The 19,049-nt window shown below is 54.7% G+C and carries 15 protein-coding genes; 10 read left to right on the forward strand and 5 right to left on the reverse strand.

From position 1 onward, the window contains the following. Nucleotides 1-51 precede the first annotated feature (51 nt). Nucleotides 52-3,075: a glycoside hydrolase family 2 TIM barrel-domain containing protein gene (locus C7820_RS28815; protein WP_116233990.1), complete on the forward strand. Its 3,024-nt coding sequence runs from the start codon at nucleotides 52-54 to the stop codon at nucleotides 3,073-3,075. 63 nt (nucleotides 3,076-3,138) lie between these two features. On the opposite strand, the gene C7820_RS28820 is transcribed toward C7820_RS28815, so the two are convergent. After that, on the reverse strand, nucleotides 3,139-3,477 hold the full coding sequence (locus C7820_RS28820) for a TFIIB-type zinc ribbon-containing protein (RefSeq protein WP_076173548.1): 339 nt from the start codon (nucleotides 3,475-3,477) through the stop codon (nucleotides 3,139-3,141). Between the two features lie 182 nt (nucleotides 3,478-3,659). On the opposite strand from C7820_RS28820, the gene C7820_RS28825 reads away from it, so the two are divergent. Continuing rightward, the gene (locus C7820_RS28825) at nucleotides 3,660-4,523 is read left to right on the forward strand and encodes a VOC family protein (RefSeq protein WP_116233991.1); all 864 of its coding nucleotides are present in this window, start codon (nucleotides 3,660-3,662) and stop codon (nucleotides 4,521-4,523) included. Between the two features lie 33 nt (nucleotides 4,524-4,556). Here the strand turns inward: C7820_RS28825 and C7820_RS28830 are convergent, their stop codons facing one another. Both C7820_RS28830 and C7820_RS28835 read right to left on the reverse strand, forming a co-directional pair. Further along, nucleotides 4,557-5,141 (reverse strand): TetR/AcrR family transcriptional regulator, encoded by a 585-nt coding sequence (locus tag C7820_RS28830; protein ID WP_116233992.1) that lies wholly within the window; start codon nucleotides 5,139-5,141, stop codon nucleotides 4,557-4,559. A 121-nt stretch (nucleotides 5,142-5,262) separates the two neighbouring features. Beyond that, nucleotides 5,263-6,162, reverse strand: a complete 900-nt coding sequence (locus tag C7820_RS28835; RefSeq protein WP_116233993.1) for a 3-hydroxyacyl-CoA dehydrogenase — start codon at nucleotides 6,160-6,162, stop codon at nucleotides 5,263-5,265. 392 nt (nucleotides 6,163-6,554) lie between these two features. Here C7820_RS28835 and araA point away from each other — a divergent pair, with 392 nt between their 5' ends. The 4 genes from araA (at nucleotide 6,555) to C7820_RS28855 (ending at nucleotide 11,786) form a co-directional block, all read left to right on the forward strand. Beyond that, nucleotides 6,555-8,045 (forward strand): L-arabinose isomerase, encoded by a 1,491-nt coding sequence (araA, locus tag C7820_RS28840; protein ID WP_116233994.1) that lies wholly within the window; start codon nucleotides 6,555-6,557, stop codon nucleotides 8,043-8,045. Nucleotides 8,046-8,170: 125 nt separating this feature from the next. Further along, the gene (locus C7820_RS28845) at nucleotides 8,171-9,271 is read left to right on the forward strand and encodes a GntR family transcriptional regulator (RefSeq protein WP_181909246.1); all 1,101 of its coding nucleotides are present in this window, start codon (nucleotides 8,171-8,173) and stop codon (nucleotides 9,269-9,271) included. Between the two features lie 82 nt (nucleotides 9,272-9,353). Continuing rightward, on the forward strand, nucleotides 9,354-10,049 hold the full coding sequence (araD, locus tag C7820_RS28850) for an L-ribulose-5-phosphate 4-epimerase (protein WP_105444971.1): 696 nt from the start codon (nucleotides 9,354-9,356) through the stop codon (nucleotides 10,047-10,049). Nucleotides 10,050-10,094: 45 nt separating this feature from the next. Further along, a complete protein-coding gene (locus C7820_RS28855) occupies nucleotides 10,095-11,786 on the forward strand; it encodes a ribulokinase (protein ID WP_116233996.1) in 1,692 nt (563 codons plus the stop codon). A 254-nt stretch (nucleotides 11,787-12,040) separates the two neighbouring features. On the opposite strand, the gene greA is transcribed toward C7820_RS28855, so the two are convergent. Both greA and C7820_RS28865 read right to left on the reverse strand, forming a co-directional pair. Further along, the gene (gene greA / locus C7820_RS28860) at nucleotides 12,041-12,514 is read right to left on the reverse strand and encodes a transcription elongation factor GreA (protein WP_076173555.1); all 474 of its coding nucleotides are present in this window, start codon (nucleotides 12,512-12,514) and stop codon (nucleotides 12,041-12,043) included. A 103-nt stretch (nucleotides 12,515-12,617) separates the two neighbouring features. Beyond that, the gene (locus C7820_RS28865; RefSeq protein ID WP_076173556.1) at nucleotides 12,618-13,535 is read right to left on the reverse strand and encodes an ArsR/SmtB family transcription factor; all 918 of its coding nucleotides are present in this window, start codon (nucleotides 13,533-13,535) and stop codon (nucleotides 12,618-12,620) included. Nucleotides 13,536-13,837: 302 nt separating this feature from the next. Here C7820_RS28865 and arfA point away from each other — a divergent pair, with 302 nt between their 5' ends. The 4 genes from arfA (at nucleotide 13,838) to C7820_RS28885 (ending at nucleotide 18,994) form a co-directional block, all read left to right on the forward strand. Next, on the forward strand, nucleotides 13,838-15,433 hold the full coding sequence (gene arfA, locus C7820_RS28870; protein WP_116233997.1) for an arabinosylfuranosidase ArfA: 1,596 nt from the start codon (nucleotides 13,838-13,840) through the stop codon (nucleotides 15,431-15,433). 393 nt (nucleotides 15,434-15,826) lie between these two features. Continuing rightward, on the forward strand, nucleotides 15,827-17,041 hold the full coding sequence (locus C7820_RS28875; RefSeq protein ID WP_116234241.1) for an extracellular solute-binding protein: 1,215 nt from the start codon (nucleotides 15,827-15,829) through the stop codon (nucleotides 17,039-17,041). A 180-nt stretch (nucleotides 17,042-17,221) separates the two neighbouring features. Then, the gene (locus C7820_RS28880; RefSeq protein WP_116233998.1) at nucleotides 17,222-18,097 is read left to right on the forward strand and encodes a carbohydrate ABC transporter permease; all 876 of its coding nucleotides are present in this window, start codon (nucleotides 17,222-17,224) and stop codon (nucleotides 18,095-18,097) included. A gap of 51 nt (nucleotides 18,098-18,148) precedes the next feature. Then, nucleotides 18,149-18,994: a carbohydrate ABC transporter permease gene (locus C7820_RS28885; RefSeq protein ID WP_116233999.1), complete on the forward strand. Its 846-nt coding sequence runs from the start codon at nucleotides 18,149-18,151 to the stop codon at nucleotides 18,992-18,994. Nucleotides 18,995-19,049: the final 55 nt, after the last annotated feature.

The raw sequence follows: 19,049 nt of genomic DNA on the forward strand, positions 1-19,049 counted from the left end.
TAACGATATTGCATTATCGATATATAACCGTAAATTAAGGAGATGATCCGAATGATAAAGCTTGACCGGGTTTGGGAAGACACAAGTGTCCTTCATATTCACCGCGAGGAGCCGAGATCCTATTACATTCCTTATGGCGATGCCGCTTCGGCGCGTTCCGGCAAGCGCTCGAGATCCCCTTTGTTCCAAACCTTGAATGGGGCCTGGAAATTCAGGTACCACGAAAGCGTCCAGGACGTGACGGATCCGTTTTATGAAGACGCTTACGATGCCTCGTCATGGGATGAGCTTGTCGTCCCGTCATGCTGGCAGACCGAAGGCTACGACCAGCTCCATTATACGAATGTCAATTATCCGATCCCGGTAGATCCGCCATATGTCCCGGATGCGAATCCGGCGGGGCTCTACGTCAGAGAGTTTACGGTGCGCGAAGACTGGACGGGCAAGCAGGTCTATACCATGTTCGAAGGGGTCAATTCCTGCTTCTACCTGTGGATCAACGGGCAGTTCGCCGGATACAGCCAAGGCAGCCGGATTCCGGCCGAGTTTAACGTTTCCGGACTGATCCGGCCGGGTACGAACCGCATCGCCGTCATGGTACTGAAATGGTGCGACGGCACTTATTTGGAAGACCAGGACCTATGGCGTTTCTCCGGGATTTTCCGGGATGTATATCTGCTAGCCCGGGATGAGGCCCATGTCCGCGACATATTTATCAAACAGGACATTTCGCCGGATCACTCCTCAGCGAAGCTGCTGTGTGAGCTGGAGACGACCGGCCCCCTGGATGCGCTGGCGCTGCTGCAGGATGCGGAAGGGACGACCGTCGCCAAAGGGGCGGTGCGGGCAGACGGGCGGAGCGTCATCACGCTGGATATCGAAAATCCGGTGCTGTGGAACGCGGAACAGCCATATCTGTATGAGCTGTTTGTGCAGGACGGAAGGGAAGTACTCCGTTTTCCGGTCGGATTCCGCCGGATTGACATCGTTGACAGCGTATTCCGGATCAACGGCCAAGCTGTCAAGCTGAAGGGCGTGAACCGTCACGACTCCCACCCGGATTTGGGACAGACGGTGCCGCTGAACCACATGATCCGGGACTTGAAGCTGATGAAAAGGCATAACGTCAATACGGTCCGGACCTCCCACTATCCGAACGATCCGCGGTTTTTGGAGCTGTGCGACCGGATGGGCTTCTACGTGGTCGACGAGGCTGATCTGGAGTGCCACGGGCTGGCCGTATCCGGCGATTTCCATCAGCTGACCCGCGATCCTGATTGGGAAAAGGCATTTGTGGACCGGGCCATCCGGCTGGTGGAGCGCGACAAAAACCATCCTTGCGTCATCATCTGGTCCATGGGCAACGAATCGGGATACGGCCGCAATCATATCGCCATGGCCGAATGGACCCGCAAGCGCGACGACAGCAGGCTGGTCCATTATGAAGGCGCCTCCCGGCGTTACCACGGCGATGCCGATACCGAGGCGCTCGACATCGAAAGCGAGATGTATCCGACGCTGGAATACGTGGAGAGCTACGGACAAAATCCGGATCACGCGAAGCCGCTGTTCCTGTGCGAATACAGCCATGCCATGGGCAACGGGCCCGGCGATCTGAAAGAGTATTGGGATTTGTTCTACGCGTACCCGAATTTGATGGGCGGCTGCGTGTGGGAATGGAATGACCACGGTATACGCACCAAGACGCCGGACGGGCGCAAATATTTTGGATACGGCGGGGACTTCGGGGACCATCCGAACGACGGCAACTTCTGTATCGACGGCCTCGTGTCGCCGGACCGGGTTCCGCATGCCGGACTGCTGGAGCTCAAGCAGGTCATTGCACCGGTTCGCATGGAAGCTGAGGATTTATCCCGCGGCACGCTGATCATTACGAATCTTTATGATTTTTCTGACCTGTCGCATCTGACCTTCGACTGGACGCTGGAGCGCTGCGGAGAAATTGTGGAACAGGGAAGCCTCGGGACGATCCAGGCGGGCCCGCAGGAGAGCGTGACGGTCATCATTCCGTTCCAAAAGGCTTTTCCCGACGGCCGCTGCTTCCTGACGCTCACCGCCTCGCTCTGTGAATCCACGGATTGGGCCGACCGTGGGGAGGAAATCGCGTTCGCCCAGTTTGAGATGGCGGCGGAGGATTCTGCAGTCCAGCCGGAGCAAGGGTGGCTGACGGCTCTGCGCGCACGTCCCGTGCACGTCGCGGAGGACGGGGCGCAGCTGATCGTGACGGGGATGGATTTCCGCCATGTGTTCGACCGGAACCTGGGAACCTTCGTCCGCATCTCCAAGCAGGGGGTGGATATGCTCGCAGCGCCGCTATCCTTTAGCATCTGGCGGGCGCCGACGGACAATGACCGCAACGTCCAGCGTCAATGGAAGGATGCGGGTTATCACCGGGCAGGCACGAAATTATACCAGGTCCGGGTCAGTGAGCCGCAAGACGATGCGATCGAGATGACCGTTGATTTTTCGCTCGGCGGCTACATGAAGCATCCTGTCCTTCATGGACAGGCCGTTTGGCGGGTGGACGGTTCCGGAGAAATCGCGCTGGCCACGAGTGTCAAGCTTCGGGAGGGGCTGCCGTTTCTGCCCCGCTTCGGGCTGAAGGCCGTCATGCCGGCCGGCACCGAGGAGGTTGAGTATTTCGGTCTGGGTCCGCATGCGAGCTATGTTGACAAGCGCCAAAGCGTACGGGTCGGCAAATACCTTCTTCGCGTCGACGACATGTTCGAGCCGTACATTATGCCGCAGGAGAACGGCTCCCGCTACGGGACGGAGTGGGCGACGGTGACAAGCGAACGGGGCATGGGGCTTGCTTTCCACGGAAATGCGCCGTTTTCGTTTAACGCCTCTCATTACTCACCGGAAGACCTGGAGGAAGCCGCCCACCTGCACCAGCTGGTCAAGCGGAAGGAGACAATCGTTCATCTTGACTACAAAATGAGCGGTGTCGGTTCCAATTCCTGCGGTCCAGAGCTGCTGGAGAAGTACCGGCTCGATGAGCGGGAATTCGAGTTTTCCATCCGGCTTCGTCCGGTTTTCAAAGAAGACGAATAAGAGGCAGAACATAACGAAACCCCCGGCTCCGCACGGAGCCAGGGGTTTTTGCATGGACGGGCGTTAATCGAACAAGTCCCCGAACACGTCAAGCACGCTTTTTTTCTTTTTCTTATGATGCGGGTAAGAGGAATGGCCATGCTTGTCATATTTGTCATAGGACTGCTGCTGCGGTGGATAGGGCTGGCCTGAAGGGTAGCTGTCCCTTGGCCTCTGGTTTCGGTCAGCATCTCCGTAATACCATTCATTATAGTCTCCGCGGACTTCACGCACGTCGGACATCAGCTTGTCCAGCTCTCCGCGGTCCAGCCACACGCCTTTGCATGTCGGGCAAATGTCGATCAGAATCCCGTCTTTCTCCACTTCCTTCATGCGGGAGTCTTCACATATCGGACACTTCATCTCGATTCCTCCTTGTCATGCCATATTTCTAATGTATACGGATAGGGAGCTGGATGGTTTCTTCTAAAATTTTTCAACCGCTCATCCGATCCTCGCTGCAAACCTTCTGCTTGACAAGAACTCATTATAAAAATATACTTACTTACAAAAAGTAATTAAATAAAAGTTAGGGGAGTGCCGACATGCATCCTGAAATGAAGCTTGGACCGGTTAAAATCAAGATCAGCCGGATGGACCGTTCCATCGCCTTTTATACAGAAATTATCGGACTGGAAGTGTTGAAAAGAGAGGGGAGTACGGCAGAGCTGGGACCCAGAGGATCCGCAAGCCCGATTCTGATCCTCGAGGAGCTGGAAGACGCCGTCATCGTGCCGGAGCGTTCGCATGCGGGACTGTACCATTTTGCGATCCTGCTGCCGAGCCGGGAACATCTCGGAACGGTCGTCCGCCATTTCATCCAGACCGACACGCCGTTTGGCCAAGGGGACCACGCGGTCAGTGAAGCGATCTATTTGAGCGATCCGGATCAGAACGGGATCGAGGTCTATGCAGACCGTCCAAGAGATACGTGGCGCAAGGAGCCGAACGGGAATTACGTTATGGTCACCGAAGCGGTGGACCTTCGCGGCCTGCTGGAGCAGTCGGCCGGGCTGGAATGGCAGGGGCTGCCTGCGGGAACGGTGATCGGGCATGTTCACTTCCATGTCGGAAGCCTGCCCGAAGCGAAGCGTTTCTACTGCGATATACTGGGGTTTGACGTAGTCGGCGATTATGCGCGGATGCGCGCACTGTTCATCTCGGCCGGAGGTTACCATCACCATGTCGGCCTGAATATTTGGGCAGGCGCCGGGGCGCCGCCGGTACCGGCCAATGGCACCGGCATCGATTATATGACGATCGTGCTGCCGGGGGCGCGTGAGGTGGAGGAGCTCGTCCAGCAGGTCCGTGAAGCGGGAATGGCTGCGGAAGAGCAGGAAGAAGGCGCCTTTCTCGTCAGGGATCCGTGGAATATAGGGGTGCGGTTGACTTCGGCCGGTCGCGGCTGAGCACATTTTAAGTAACCGCTTTTTAATAAAAAGTCATGGCCTGCCGATCAAACCGTATTTCATAAACCGGGTCATTTCGCTCCGGAACTCGGAAAGGTTCTGCAGCAGTGCGCCCTGATTCATTTGGTCATGCTGGAGAATGGAGCAAATGCCGGCCGTCAGGCCCAGCTCCAATGTGAAAATTTCTTGGATCCCGTTCATGCTTCCTTCCTCGATCCGCCGCTTGATCTCCTTGATTTCGGCGCTTTGCCGGTACAAGGATTGGTCAAAGTACTGGGAAAGCTCGGGGTAACGCGAGGATTCGGCAAAAAGAATGCTGTACTGCTCATGGTTGCGTTCGATCATCGTGATCCGTTTATTCACGTAACGGTCGATCAGCTCTTCGTTTGTGCTCTGGCTCAAATCTGTGTGCGCCGTAGTTTCTTCATCGGGCTCGGCTGTAACAACGCACGCTTTGAGCAGTTCCATTTTACTGTTGAAATATTTATACATGGCCGCTTCGGAAATGCCGCAGGCTTTGGCGATTTCACTCGTCTTCGTGGCGTCATAGCCGGATGTAGAGAAAAGCGTTCTTGCCTGCTGGATGATCCGCTGCTTGGTCTGTTCGCCTTTGTTCATATCGATCTCCTTCAGTTTCGTGAAAAGGGTGTCCGTGTATTTAAAATTATAATAGAAGTGACAAAGAAGACCAGCATGTAAGCTGGTCTTTTTGTATGCCTGTTTAGACGATTATATCAGGTTAACTTTTTAAAAATCCAGGCTCCGCAAAGCTCGGATTCGGATATTTGTAGAAGCCCTCGCCGGCGGCGCGGCCAATCTTGCCTTTATCGAGGTATTCGGATTTCAGGAGATTCGCGATCTTTTCGAATTCCGGGTCGCCGGTCGCCTTGGCTTTGGCCAGGCCGATATTGTAGGCGGTGTTGATGCCCACCACGTCCAGGATGGCGAACGGCCCCATCGGAGCGCCGGTTGCCACCATCCATGTTTTGTCGATCGTTTCCGGGTCGGCCACTTCTTTGACCAGCAGCAGCTGAGCGGCTTCCAGCAGCGGGACCAGCAGGGAGTTCAGGATGTAGCCGGGCTGCTCCTTATGCAGCGGCAGGGCCACCATGCCGATCGCTTTGGCGAATTCGATGACGTCGTTGAACACCGTCGTGTCCGTGCCGGGATGCTTCATGATTTCGCCGGTGTTGTTTTTCCAGATTTCATTGGCAAAATGGAGCGCCAAAAACTTCTCCGGCCGCCCGGTTGCGTCGGCGAACTGGCTCGGCAGCAGGGTGGAAGAGTTCGTGGCAAATACGGTCCGTTCCGGTGCAACCTTGCCCAGCTCCTGGTAAAAATCGGTTTTGATCTGCACCACTTCGGGGATCGCTTCGATCACCAGATCGGCCTGTGCAACCGCTTGGGCCAGGTCGTTGTTGAAGGAGAGGCGGCTAAGAGCCGCGGTAAGTTCTTCCTCCGAGGCGCCAAGATCGCTCTGATAATGAGGCATCAGATCGTGGATCCGGCTTTTGGCCCGGTCCAGTGCCTCATCGTTAATGTCGTATACGGTGACTTCAAAGCCCTTGAAGGCGGTCTGAAAAGCAATTTGGCTGCCCAGCACGCCGCTGCCGGCGACCGTAATATGTTTGAAATTCATGATGCATTGCTCCTTTTCTTAGATGTGATTATTGTCGTCTTCGGGTTATCCATTCATACGCAAAGCCCAAGGTGGAGAAGGCCCGCGTGGATTGCCGCCAAGATCGCCCGCCAGCCGATATAAGATATCCCAGCAGCAAACAAAATTTTAAAAGTAAGTACTCACTAACTTATTTTCAAACCGATTATGCTCCTTTTTTCCTACCAAGTCAACAGCACAAATCAGGCAAAATTGTTCTTGCCTTTTTCACATGGCGGGGATACAATGTACCCATACAACTTGTACGTACATGTTCTGATAAATTGTGTATTACTATATATAAGTATGTACAAGTAAAAATATCAGTTTACGCACAGCAAGTGGACGAAACCGAAACATGGGAGGCTATAATCATGAAATTGAAACCGCATTCATTTTGGTTTGTAACCGGCAGCCAGCACTTATACGGACCCGAAACGCTGGAACAGGTAGCCGATCATTCCCGGATCATCGCAGAGCAGCTCGGACAGGATACAGCTGCGATTCCGTATCCGGTCGTTTTTAAACCGATCGTGAAGACGTCCGACGAGATTTACCAGCTAATCGTTGAGGCGAACAGTGACGAATCCTGTGCCGGCATTATTACGTGGATGCATACGTTCTCCCCGGCGAAAATGTGGATCCGCGGCCTGACGCAGCTCCAGAAGCCGCTGCTTCACCTGCATACGCAGTTTAACCGCGACATCCCGTGGGAAACGATCGACATGGACTTTATGAACCTTAACCAGGCTGCCCATGGCGACCGCGAGTACGGTCATATCGGAGCCAGACTGGGCATCGCCCGTAAGGTGGTCGTCGGCCACTGGGAAGACGGAGACGTGCGCCGCAGTATCGGCGGGTGGATGCGTACGGCGGCAGCCTATGCGGAGAGCCGCAGCCTGAAGGTAGCGCGCTTTGGCGACAACATGCGCGAAGTAGCCGTTACGGAAGGCGACAAGGTTGAAGCACAAATTCAGTTCGGCTGGTCGGTCAACGGCTACGGCGTCGGTGATTTGGTCCAGGTGCTGAACGAAGTGCAGGACAGCGAAGTAGAGACGCTCCTGAAAGAGTATGCAGAACAGTACAGCATTACGCAGGCGGGCTTGTCCGCCGGTCCGGTGCGCGACGCCATCGCCTATCAGGCGCGGATCGAAATCGCCATGCGCCGCTTCCTGGAGGAAGGCGGATTCGGGGCCTTCACGACGACGTTCGAAGATCTTCACGGACTCCGGCAGCTTCCGGGTCTTGCCGTGCAGCGGCTGATGGAATCCGGATACGGCTTCGGCGGCGAAGGCGACTGGAAGACGGCTGCACTGACCCGCGTCCTTAAGGTTCTTGCAAACAACAAGAGCACCTCGTTCATGGAGGATTACACGTACCATTTCGAGCCGGGCAACCACATGATTCTCGGAGCGCACATGCTCGAGGTATGTCCGACGATCGCGGCCACGAAGCCGACGATTGAAGTGCATCCGCTCGGCATCGGCGGCAAAGAGGATCCGGCCCGCATCGTGTTCGACGGCCAGGACGGTCCGGCGGTCAACGCTTCCCTCGTCGACCTTGGACACCGCTTCCGCCTTCTGGTGAACGTCGTGGACGGCGTGAAGGTCGACAAGCCGATGCCGAAGCTTCCGGTGGCCCGCGTGCTGTGGAAGCCGCAGCCGTCGCTCCGCGAATCGGCTGAAGCCTGGATCCTTGCCGGCGGCGCGCATCACACGGTGCTGTCCTATGCCATGACGGCCGAGAACCTGACGGACTTCGCCGAAATGGCCGGCATCGAAGCCGTGGTCATCGATAAAGATACGTCCGTGCAGCGCCTGAAGAACGAGCTCCGCTGGAGCGAGGCGGCTTACCGCTTGAGATAACCGGACCGATGTCTGTGTTCACCCGGCCTTGTGTTACAATACTCAAAGAGAACGAAGCCTTCCGGGATGAATCGGCAGATCCAGCCCGCAAGGCCGAAATACAGAGCATGCCGCTGAGGTGAATGATGAATAACAGACGGATTCCCAAATATATTCTACTGAAGAACGAGCTGCTGTCCTGGTTTGAATCGGGCAAGCTGAAGCCCGGGCAGCAGGTTCCTTCTGAAAATGAAATTGCCGAACAGTTCGGCCTGAGCCGCCAGACGGTGCGCCAGACGTTCAGCGAGCTGGAGAAGGAAGGCTGGCTTGAACGGATCCAGGGCAAAGGCACCTTCGCCCGCTTTCCGGGACGCCGCGAGAGCGAGCTGGTCAAGACAATCGGCATTATGACGACTTATATATCGGATTACATCTTCCCGCACATCGTACGGGGTGCGGAAGCCGAGCTGCGGAGCAGAGGCTACCGGCTGCTGCTGTCCAGCACCGACAATAACAAGGACAAGGAAATGGAGAGCCTGAAGCTGATGACCAGCCAGCCGCTCAGCGGACTGATCATCGAACCGACGAAGAGCGCGGAGGGCAACCCGAACCTTGGCTACTATTTGGAGCTGCAGGAGAAGGGCATTCCTTACCTGATGATCAACGAGAAGTACCGGGAGCTCGAGTGCCCGCTGCTTCGGGTCGACGATGAGCTGGGCGGCTACAAGGCAGCCGACCATCTGCTGGCGAACGGGCATACCCGGATCGCCGGATTCTTCAAGCGGGACGACCTGCAGGGCGTCAACCGGTTGAAGGGCTTTCTGGCCGCCCACAAAGCGCGCGGCGTCGCCGTCGCTCCGAAGCGGGTCGTCACGTATACGACCGAGCAGAAGAACGACCTGCCGTTCCGGCAGGCGCTGCAGCTGCTGAGCGGAGCGGCGGAGGAACGGCCGACCGCATTCGTCTGCTACAACGACGAGCTGGCGGTCAGCCTGATGGGGGCCGCGCTGCAGCTCGGACTCCGAGTGCCGGAGGACGTGTCGTTCGTCGGCTTCGACGACTCGATGCTGGCCTCGGCTTCCGGAACGAAGCTGACGACGCTGACCCATCCCAAGACGGCCATGGGCCGGGATGCGGCCAGCCAGCTGATCGCGATGATCGAAGAGGGATTGGCTCCCGGAGATACCCTGTACGAACCCGAGCTGGTGGAGCGGGACTCGGTTGTAAACCTGAACGTTAACGTGTAAAAAGGCAGATGAAAGTCCGGTTATGCGGACTTTCATCATACAACTTGTACGTACAACTATAGTGGGAGAGGAAGTGTCTGCAATGCTGGAAGCACTGAAACAGCAGGTGCTGGAAGCGAATTTGGACCTGCCCAAACACGGGCTCGTCACGTTTACCTGGGGAAATGTCAGCGGCATCGACCGCGAGAGCGGGCTGTTCGTCATTAAGCCGAGCGGGGTGCCTTACGAAGAATTGAAGGCGGAGGACATGGTCGTCGTTGACCTGGAAGGCCGGGTGGTTGAAGGGAATTTGCGCCCGTCGTCCGATACGCCGACGCATATGGTGCTGTACCGCTCCTTCCCGGAAATCGGCGGCGTGGTGCATACCCACTCCCCGTGGGGCACAAGCTGGGCCCAGGCCGGGCGGGCGCTGCCTGCTTGCGGGACGACGCATGCCGACTATTTCTACGGTGAGATTCCGGTTACCCGACCGATGACGAAGGTGGAGATTGAAGGCGCTTACGAGCTGGAGACCGGCAACGTCATCGTGGAACGTTTTCACGAGCTGGGATTGGACCCGCTGGAGGTGCCGGGGATTCTCGTGCATGCGCATGCCCCGTTCGTCTGGGGCAAGGATGCGCATAATGCGGTGCACAATGCGGTTGTGCTCGAGGAAGTGGCCAAGATTACGGCCCGGATGCTTCAGCTGAACCCGGAGACGCCGCCGATGGACCAGAGCCTGCTGGACCGCCACTTTTTGCGGAAGCATGGCGTTAACGCCTACTACGGGCAGAAGTGATATCGCACAGCACTTATAAATTTTGAAAACGCGGAGGAATCCAAAATGGGGAAAAAGTATACCATCGGAGTGGATTATGGGACCCAGTCCGGACGTGCTGTACTGGTGGATTTGTCGAACGGCCATGAAATCGCCGACCATGTGACGCCGTATCCGCACCATGTCATCGACGAGCGGCTGCCCGGATCGGGCATCAAGCTGGAGTATGATTGGGCGCTGCAGCATCCGGACGATTACCTGGAGGTGCTGAGAACTTCCGTGCCGGCCGTCGTTCGTGAATCGGGAGTCAATCCCGAGGATATCATCGGCATCGGCATCGATTTTACCGCCTGTACGATGCTGCCTGTCGACGAGGCCGGCGAGCCTCTGTGCTTCCAGGCCGAGCTGGCGGACCAGCCGCACAGCTGGGTGAAGCTGTGGAAGCATCACGCGGCGCAGCCGGAAGCCGACAAGATCAACCGCATCGCCGAGGAGCGCGGTGAGGCGTTTCTGGCCCGGTACGGCGGCAAAATTTCGTCCGAGTGGATGATCGCCAAAATTTGGCAAATCCTGGACGAGGCACCGGACATCTATGAGAAGACGAACATGTTTCTGGAAGCGACGGACTGGGTCATCTCGCAGATGACCGGCAACATCGTCCGCAACAGCTGTACGGCGGGCTATAAGGCGATTTGGCATAAGCGTGACGGCTATCCGTCCAAGGAATACTTCAAAGCGCTCGATCCGCGCCTGGAGCATCTGACCGATACGAAGCTGCGCGGCGAGGTCATTCCGCTCGGAAGCAATGCGGGAGGACTGCAGCCGGCCATGGCGGAGATGATGGGCCTTAAGCCGGGCATCGCGGTGGCGGCCGGCAACGTAGACGCTCATGCGGCCGTACCGGCGGTCGGCGTCGTGACGCCGGGCAAGCTCGTCATGGCGATGGGCACGTCGATCTGCCATATGGTGCTCGGCACGGAGGAAAAAGAAGTCGAAGGCATGTGCGGCGTCGTAGAGGATGGCATCATTCCGGGGCTCTTCGGATACGAAGCCGGTCAGTCGGCGGTCGGGGATATTTTTGAATGGTACGTGGAAGAATCCTTGCCTGCCTATGTGAAAGAAGCCGCGGCGAAGGAAGGGCTGAGTGTTCACCAATGGCTGGAAAGGGAAGCTTCTGCCTACAAACCGGGCCAATCGGGCCTGCTCGCGCTCGACTGGTGGAACGGCAACCGCTCCGTTCTGGTCGATACCGACCTGACGGGGATGATCCTTGGCATGACGCTGCTGACAAAGCCGCAGGAAGTATACCGTGCCCTGCTTGAAGCGACCGCCTTCGGCACCCGGAAAATCGTCGACGCGTTCCAGGAGAGCGGTGTCGATGTGGATGCGCTCTACGCCTGCGGCGGCCTGCCGCAGAAAAATCGCCTGCTGATGCAGATTTACGCCGACGTGACCAAACGCGAGATTTTCGTGGCAGATTCCAAGCAGACGCCGGCGCTCGGGGCGGCGATTTTCGCCGCGGTGGCTGCAGGCAAGGAAGCCGGCGGCTACGACGATGTCGTGACGGCGGCGCAGCAAATGGCGCGCGTTAAGGAGGAGACGTTCAAGCCGATTCCGGAGAACGTTGAAGTATACGAGAAGCTGTATCAGGAATATAACCTGCTGCACGATTACTTTGGCCGCGGCGAGAACGATGTGATGAAGCGGCTGAAGAAGATCAAGCTGTCCACGGAAGCGGAGCTGAAGCCCGTCCGGTAATAATTTAGCGCAAGTTTTTCTTGCGAAATCCGGAAGCGGAGGCTCGAAACTTATACTATCTGCTCTCATAACAAAAACGCCTATCGACGTATCTTCACAGAAGGCAGACCGCATTTAGCGGAAGTTTTTCTTGCGAGATCCGGAAGCGGAGGCTCCGAAACCTATACTTTCTGATCTCTTAACAAAGGACCGTCCTGTTTTCAGGAACGGTCCTTGTTTAGACGTATGGCCTATTAGGTAACTGCAGCCGTCTTTTAGGAAGAACGGATTTCCAGCACCTCGTATTTGATCAGCCCCATCGGTGCATCGACAGTCACGACGTCCCCGACCGTTTTACCGATCAGCTCTTTGCCCAGCGGGCTTTCATACGAGATTTTGTTCTGGTAGACGTCCGCTTCCGCCGGACCAACCACGCGGTACTCGAGATCTTCCTTAAACTCGATATCGTGCAGCTTTACGAACGAGCCGACACTGACAGCAGATGAGTCTGCCTTATCGGCAATGCGGGCTTTGGTCAGCATTTTCTCCAGCTGCAAAATGCGGGTCTCCATAAAAGCTTGGTCATCTTTGGCGGAGTGATATTCGCTGTTCTCCTTCAAGTCGCCGTAGCTGATCGCCAGCTTGATGCGTGCGGCCAGCTCTTTGCGCTTGACGGTCTTCAATTCCTCAAGCTCGGCCTCCAGTTGGGCAAGGCCTTCGGGGGTCAAAATAATTTCGTCATTGGACATAGTTCACAACTCCTCTTCATTACATTTTACACGATATCCATATTTCATGCGAAACATTCGGCGTTAGCGCGTAAATTGAAGAGACGGCAAGCTCAGTCGAGTATTAGTCTTCCTTAACATCATACAATACGCGGGCGAGCAGATCCTGGCTGTAGTTGCCGAAATTTTTGCCATAGATGGTCAGGCCGCGCTTGTTGACCGACTGCTCGGTGACCGAGAGGCGGAAGGTAAGCTCGCTCTTGTAATCCAGCTGAATTTGGTCCAGCGTCACGTCGGAAATCCGGCAGCCGTCGATGAAACTGCCATCGTTGTTGATGCGGATCAGCTTCAGCATGCCGTATTGGTTCAAATGCGGCGGCCACCAATCCGGGTTAAACGTGCCGCGGGCATCCCCGAAGTCCCCCGGGCTGGTCCAGGAACCGATTTCGATCCCGTTTAAGTGAAAATATATGTCTGACGGGTAGTTATCGTTATATCCCGGTGCTTCCGAGCTGAGCTCCATGGAAAACTGGATTTCGCGGAACGTCTGGTTCGGCTTCAAATAATTCGGAATCCGGTATTCCAGAAACCCCTCCGCCAGCCAAATGATCTCGGCGTCGATCCGCTGCGGATCCGCAAAATAGCGCGGGTCGTCAAAGTCGCCGACGATGCTGTCCTTGGTGGCCAAACCGCAGGTGGGAACCGCCTGATAGTTGCTGTAGTGGCCGACTTGAATTTCAACTTCATACAGGTTTTCGACATCCCTGCTGCGCAGGTCAACCATCAGTTTGTCCTTATTCAAGTAACAAATCTTCTGAATGCCGTGTTTGCCGACGCTGGTATTGATCTCAATCAGACCGCTTTCCTCCAGCTTTTTGATGTGCATCGTAATCGCACCGTTGCTGAGGTTCAGCCGGGTGGCCAGGTCGTTCAGGTTCAGCGCCTGGTTTTTCGCGAGCAGTTCGAGAATTTGGATCCGGATTTCCGAGCTCAGGGCCTTGAAAATGTCGATCCCGCTCATCAGATTTTTAATATAGATCATGGAATTGAATACCTTCTTCCGATTGTAGAGGTGGTGTTCTTTTATTTTAAATAATTATAAACTAACTAAATCGTTAATGAAAGCATGCATTCCTTTTTTGTAGATATATACGAAATAGTCATAGCATATTCTACAAATCACAGAGGGATCTTTAGGTATTTTTAAAGTAAAACAAACTGGCATTTTCCTTGATTTTATAAGGTTTTTTAGAGTTTATACATCGCGCCGGACATAGAAATTTCATTTTGGTTTAAAAAAATATAAATAGATTTACATTTATTTATTTACAGCATACTTCATCTATGTTATTTTATACTTGTAAACGGATTCATTCAATTTATCTCAAATTATTTTATTATTTTCTAAAATGGAAGGTGATATCAGTGGCATCAGCAGCAAATAAGGCCAGGGTGGTCGTGGACAAGGCGTTTCGGATCGCCGAAGTGGATAAGCGCATCTACGGCTCGTTTATTGAGCATTTAGGCCGCGCCGTATACGGCGGCATATATGACCCGTCCCATCCCGAGACGGACAGCCTCGGTTTCCGGGAGGACGTAAAGCAGCTGGTCCAGGAGCTGGGCGTGCCCATTATCCGTTATCCCGGGGGTAATTTTGTGTCCGGCTACAATTGGGAAGATGGCGTCGGTCCGCGCGAGTCGCGTCCAAGAAGGCTGGAACTGGCCTGGCGCACCGTCGAACCGAACGAAGTCGGGACGAACGAGTTCATGGCATGGGCCAAGGAGATCGGCTCCGAAGTCATGATGGCGGTCAACCTGGGAACGCGGGGCGTGGATGCGGCAAGGAACCTGCTCGAGTACTGCAACCATCCAAGCGGAAGCTACTGGAGCGATCTGCGGCGCAGCCACGGCTATGATCAGCCCCATAAGGTCAAAACCTGGTGCCTGGGCAACGAAATGGACGGACCTTGGCAGATCGGCCAGAAGACGCCGCAGGAGTACGGACGCCTGGCTTATGAGACCGGCAAGGCCATGAAGCTGGTGGATCCCGATATCGAGCTGGTATCATGCGGCAGCTCCAGTACGGGCATGCCGACCTTCCCGGAATGGGAAGCCATTACACTGGATCATACATATGACGTAGCCGACTTCGTATCCCTGCACCAGTACTACGGCAACCGGGACGGCGATTCGGCGAACTTCCTGGCGCGTACGATGGACATGGACCATTTTATCCGCACCGTCATTTCAACCTGCGACTACGTGAAGGCGAAGAAGCGGAGCAAGAAGACGATGTACCTGAGCTTCGACGAGTGGAACGTCTGGTACCATTCAAACGATGCGGATACGAAGATCGATCCCTGGACCGTCGGTCCGCCGCAGCTGGAGGATGTCTACAACTTTGAAGACGCGCTGCTGGTCGGCGGGATGCTCATCACCTTCCTGAAGCATGCCGACCGGGTGAAGATGGCCTGCCTTGCGCAGCTGGTCAACGTGATCGCACCGATCATGACCGAGACCGGAGGGCGCTCCTGGAAGCAGACGATTTTCTATCCATACCTGCACGCTTCACGTTACGGACGCGGGGTATCCCTGCAACCGATCGTGGATTCGCCGAAATACGACGCCCAGGATTATACCGATGTGCCTTATTTGGAGACGGCGGTCGTATATAACGAAGAGGAAGAAGAGCTGACCATTTTTGCGCTGAATCGCCATTTGGAGGAGGCGCTCGACGTGGAATGCGACGTCAGAGGCTTTGAAGGCTACCAGATTGCTGAGCATATTGTTCTGGAGAACGACGATTTGAAAGCGGTCAATACCGCGGCCGAAGAGAACGTTAAACCGCATTCGCGCGGCAGTGCGGCATTGAAGGACGGGTTTGTGAGCACCCGCCTGTCCAAGGCATCCTGGAACGTGATCCGGCTGAAAAAAGCTTAATTAGGGCAGGTCCTTGCTGCCCGGCTGGCAGGCGAGTTCCGGCATACCAGCCTTCATAACCCATTGGCATGGACGTAACCCATAACATCATAGACTCGCATGACTGCATCTGCCGATTCCTCTTTGACGTTTGGCAATGGAAAGATCGTGCCAAGAGGAACGGCAGATGTTTTTTGTGGGACGAAACGATCCGCAGGAGAGATGGCGGCATCTATCCAACATGGCCTTGATGTACATCAACATGTACGTACAAGTGAAAGGGGTTCGTGTGAAATTGCAAGCTTTCCAGTTTTTCAAATCAAAAGAAGTACGCTGAACAATAAAAAATACGAGATATAGTATTCCATTTAGGGGGCGGAAGTTTTGAAGAAGAGCTTTGTTATTTCATTATTGATGATATTTGCAGCAAGCATGCTGTTGTCGGCATGCGGAAGCAGCAGCGAGAAGACGATTACGTTCTGGACGCCGCTGACGGGCGACGACGGAGCATATATGGATGAGATCGTCAAAGAATACAACGCGACGAATCCCGACATCAAAGTGAAGCACGTCATCACTTCCGATATGTACACCAAGCTTTCGACCGTGCTGAACTCGGGCAAGGGCGTTCCGGATCTGGCGATTATCCATGCCGACCGCGTTCCCGGCTTCGCGAAGCAGGGCGTGCTGGAACCGATCGAAAGCGCGATCAAGGGACAGCCGGAAATCAAGGAAGCGAATTACCTGCCGCAAGCCTGGTCCACAGGCAACATCGACGGCACCCAATATACGGTTCCGCTCGACATTCACAGCAACGTCATGTACTACAACAAAGATTTGCTGAAGAAGTATAACGCGGAATCCATTCTCGACGACAATGTCGTGACCATCGACGAAATGCTGTCCCTGAAAGGCAAACTGGCTTCGGACGAATATGTCGTCAACGATGCGCTGCTGGGCTGGGTCATTCTGGCACAGGTTCAGGACCTGGGCGGAGACATCCAGGAAAACGGCAAGCCAGCCGTCAATACGCCGGTGATGAAGCAGGCTTTTGAAAATGTGAAAAAGATCGCCGACGCCGGCCTCATGACACCGTTCGGCGAAGACGGCTACTTGATGTTCCAGTCCGGCAAAGTGCTGTTCTCGACGGACGGAACCTGGAGCTCGACGGCCCACGCCAAGGTCGACGGCCTGAATTTCGGCGTAACCAACGTGTACTCGCCGACGGCGGACAAGTTTACGAACCGCGCTTCCTCCCACTTGTTCACGATGTTCAAGAACGACAAGCGTTCGGACGAGAAAGAAGCGGGCATTGGCGCCTTCCTGGAATTCGTGCGCGAGCACTCCCTGGAATGGGCGAAAGCCGGACAAATCGTCGCAAGTAAGCAGGTGAACGAAAGTCCGGAGTACAAGCAGTTCATGCAGTCCTTCTTCACCTCGAATGAGCAGGAGACCAAATCGCTGTACATCTACACTTACGAATACTATCCGTACGTAGCCGAAGCCGTGGATACGTACTGTGCCGATATCGTCCGGGGCAATGTGGACTTGGACGAAACGCTGCAGACGATGCAGAAGTTCGTTGAGGATAAGATCGCAGAGAGCAGCAGTAAACAGGCGACCAAGTAGGCCTTTTGCTAAGCAGATAGAATGAGCTAAAGAAATGAATGTTATAGGCCGTATGAGGGCCGTTTTAACAGGAGGTTCCATGCAAAAACTTTAGTTCAATCTATACAGAACGAAGGAAATAGTGTGCCGGACCCAAAGCGTCTGGCGCATTATTTCTCCAAAAGGAGAAATTACAAGGCTATGAATAAGAAATCATTTGCACCGTTTTTCTTTGTCGGCCCTCATCTGATTCTGTTTCTTATCTTCATTCTGATTCCAACGATTTACGGGATCTATGCTTCGTTTACGCAGTGGAACCTGATGAACGATCCGGTATGGATCGGCCTGGCCAACTATAAAACGATTTTGTTCGACAGCAGCTCGACCTTCCACACCCAATTTTTCAACGGCCTGAAAAATACACTGCTGTTCGTCGTGATCAGCGTACCGCTGCTCATCGTTATTCCTTTGCTGGTCGCCGTCGCGCTCGAGCACAAGCAGGTCAAGCTGAAAGGCGTCATTCAGTCGATCATCTATATTCCCGGCTTGATCTCCATTTCCGCGGCTGCTCTGATCTGGCTGCTTATTTTCAATAAACAGCTGGGCATTACCGGCAACGTCTTCCATTCGCAGGTGGCCTGGGCGGCGACGCAGCCTTATGCGTGGATCATTATTTTCGTCATCACGGTATGGGGCGGCGTCGGAGGCAACATGATCATTTACCGCGCGTCCATTGCCGGCGTCTCCAAGGAATTATACGAGGCGGCGGAGATCGACGGAGCCGGATCCGTGCGCAGATTTTTCAGCATTACCCTGCCATCCATCAATTTCCCGCTGATCTATACGTTCGTCATGACGACGGCAGGCGCGTTCAACGTGTTCGGCCAGCCGTTAATGATGACCGATGGGGGACCGAGACAGAGCACGCACGTCCTGATGATGTACATCCGCCAGCTGGCCTTCGGCCAAGGGGAATCGATTGCCGGCATGGCATCGGCGATGGCCGTACTGCTCGGTTTGGTCATTCTGGTCATTTCGGCGCTGCAGTATTATGTCATGAATCGAAATACGAGGTAGGCCGCTTAGGCAGAGGCTGGATTTAGGATACGAGAGGTAGGGTTAATCAAAATGTCCAAAAAAGTAAGTATCTCCAAATATATCGCTTACCTGTTCTTGATCGTGCTTTGCGTCATTTGGGTGATTCCGGTCGTGTTCGGAATTACGACTTCCTTCCGTTCGCAGACCGAGGTCGTCTCCTCGGGCTTTCGGTTGTTTCCGAAGGAATGGATATTTGAGAACTATGTCGCCATTCTGGAAAATACGTCCACAGCGCCGATTTTGCGCTGGCTGTTCAATTCCGTCTTTATCGCGGTATCGCACACCCTGCTCGTCATCGTCATTATTTCGATTACGGGTTACGGGTATTCCCGCATGAATTTCAAAGGGAGAGACACGCTGTTCTTCACGCTGCTGGGCATTTCGTTTTTTCCGGGCGTCGTCAACATCATCCCTTCCTATAAAATCATCGACGCCTTCGGCTGGGTGAACACCTCTTGGGCCATGATCATCCCCGGTCTCGCAGGTATGGGCAACATTTTTCTGGTCCGGCAGTTTATGAAAGGCATTCCGGGCGAGCTGGACGAATCGGCGCGCGTGGACGGCGCAGGGGATTTCCGGATTTATTTTTCGATCATCCTGCCGCTCATCAAGCCGGTGCTGATCGTGTGCGGCCTGTTTTCCTTCGTCGGATCGTGGAACGACTTCCTGTGGCCGGTTATCGTATATACGGACGTGGATAAAATGCCGATTACAGCGGGCTTGCTGCTGCTTCAGGATATTTACGGCAACTACCGCATGATCGGGCAGCTGATGGGCTCGGCGATGCTGGCGATCATTCCGACGCTGCTCCTGTTCGCGTTCGCCCAGAAATATTTTATTCAGTCGATCAATTTGAACTCTGGCATTAAAGGATAATAGGAAGTTTTTATCAAAATAAAGAAGATCTATATAAGTTGAATATGAAAATGGA

It is taken from the genome of Paenibacillus sp. VMFN-D1 (assembly GCF_003386155.1).
In the GTDB taxonomy this organism is placed as follows: Bacteria; Bacillota; Bacilli; order Paenibacillales; family Paenibacillaceae; genus Paenibacillus_AQ; species Paenibacillus_AQ favisporus.

Bases quoted from the DNA above. Each gene is read 5' to 3' on its own strand.
- C7820_RS28815 (WP_116233990.1), top strand. From the start codon at position 52: ATGATAAAGCTTGACCGGGTTTGGGAAGACACAAGTGTCCTTCATATT.
- C7820_RS28820 (WP_076173548.1), bottom strand. From the start codon at position 3,477: ATGAAGTGTCCGATATGTGAAGACTCCCGCATGAAGGAAGTGGAGAAA.
- C7820_RS28825 (WP_116233991.1), top strand. From the start codon at position 3,660: ATGCATCCTGAAATGAAGCTTGGACCGGTTAAAATCAAGATCAGCCGG.
- C7820_RS28830 (WP_116233992.1), bottom strand. From the start codon at position 5,141: ATGAACAAAGGCGAACAGACCAAGCAGCGGATCATCCAGCAGGCAAGA.
- C7820_RS28835 (WP_116233993.1), bottom strand. From the start codon at position 6,162: ATGAATTTCAAACATATTACGGTCGCCGGCAGCGGCGTGCTGGGCAGC.
- araA (WP_116233994.1), top strand. From the start codon at position 6,555: ATGAAATTGAAACCGCATTCATTTTGGTTTGTAACCGGCAGCCAGCAC.
- C7820_RS28845 (WP_181909246.1), top strand. From the start codon at position 8,171: ATGAATAACAGACGGATTCCCAAATATATTCTACTGAAGAACGAGCTG.
- araD (WP_105444971.1), top strand. From the start codon at position 9,354: ATGCTGGAAGCACTGAAACAGCAGGTGCTGGAAGCGAATTTGGACCTG.
- C7820_RS28855 (WP_116233996.1), top strand. From the start codon at position 10,095: ATGGGGAAAAAGTATACCATCGGAGTGGATTATGGGACCCAGTCCGGA.
- greA (WP_076173555.1), bottom strand. From the start codon at position 12,514: ATGTCCAATGACGAAATTATTTTGACCCCCGAAGGCCTTGCCCAACTG.
- C7820_RS28865 (WP_076173556.1), bottom strand. From the start codon at position 13,535: ATGATCTATATTAAAAATCTGATGAGCGGGATCGACATTTTCAAGGCC.
- arfA (WP_116233997.1), top strand. From the start codon at position 13,838: ATGTTATTTTATACTTGTAAACGGATTCATTCAATTTATCTCAAATTA.
- C7820_RS28875 (WP_116234241.1), top strand. From the start codon at position 15,827: ATGATATTTGCAGCAAGCATGCTGTTGTCGGCATGCGGAAGCAGCAGC.
- C7820_RS28880 (WP_116233998.1), top strand. From the start codon at position 17,222: ATGAATAAGAAATCATTTGCACCGTTTTTCTTTGTCGGCCCTCATCTG.
- C7820_RS28885 (WP_116233999.1), top strand. From the start codon at position 18,149: ATGTCCAAAAAAGTAAGTATCTCCAAATATATCGCTTACCTGTTCTTG.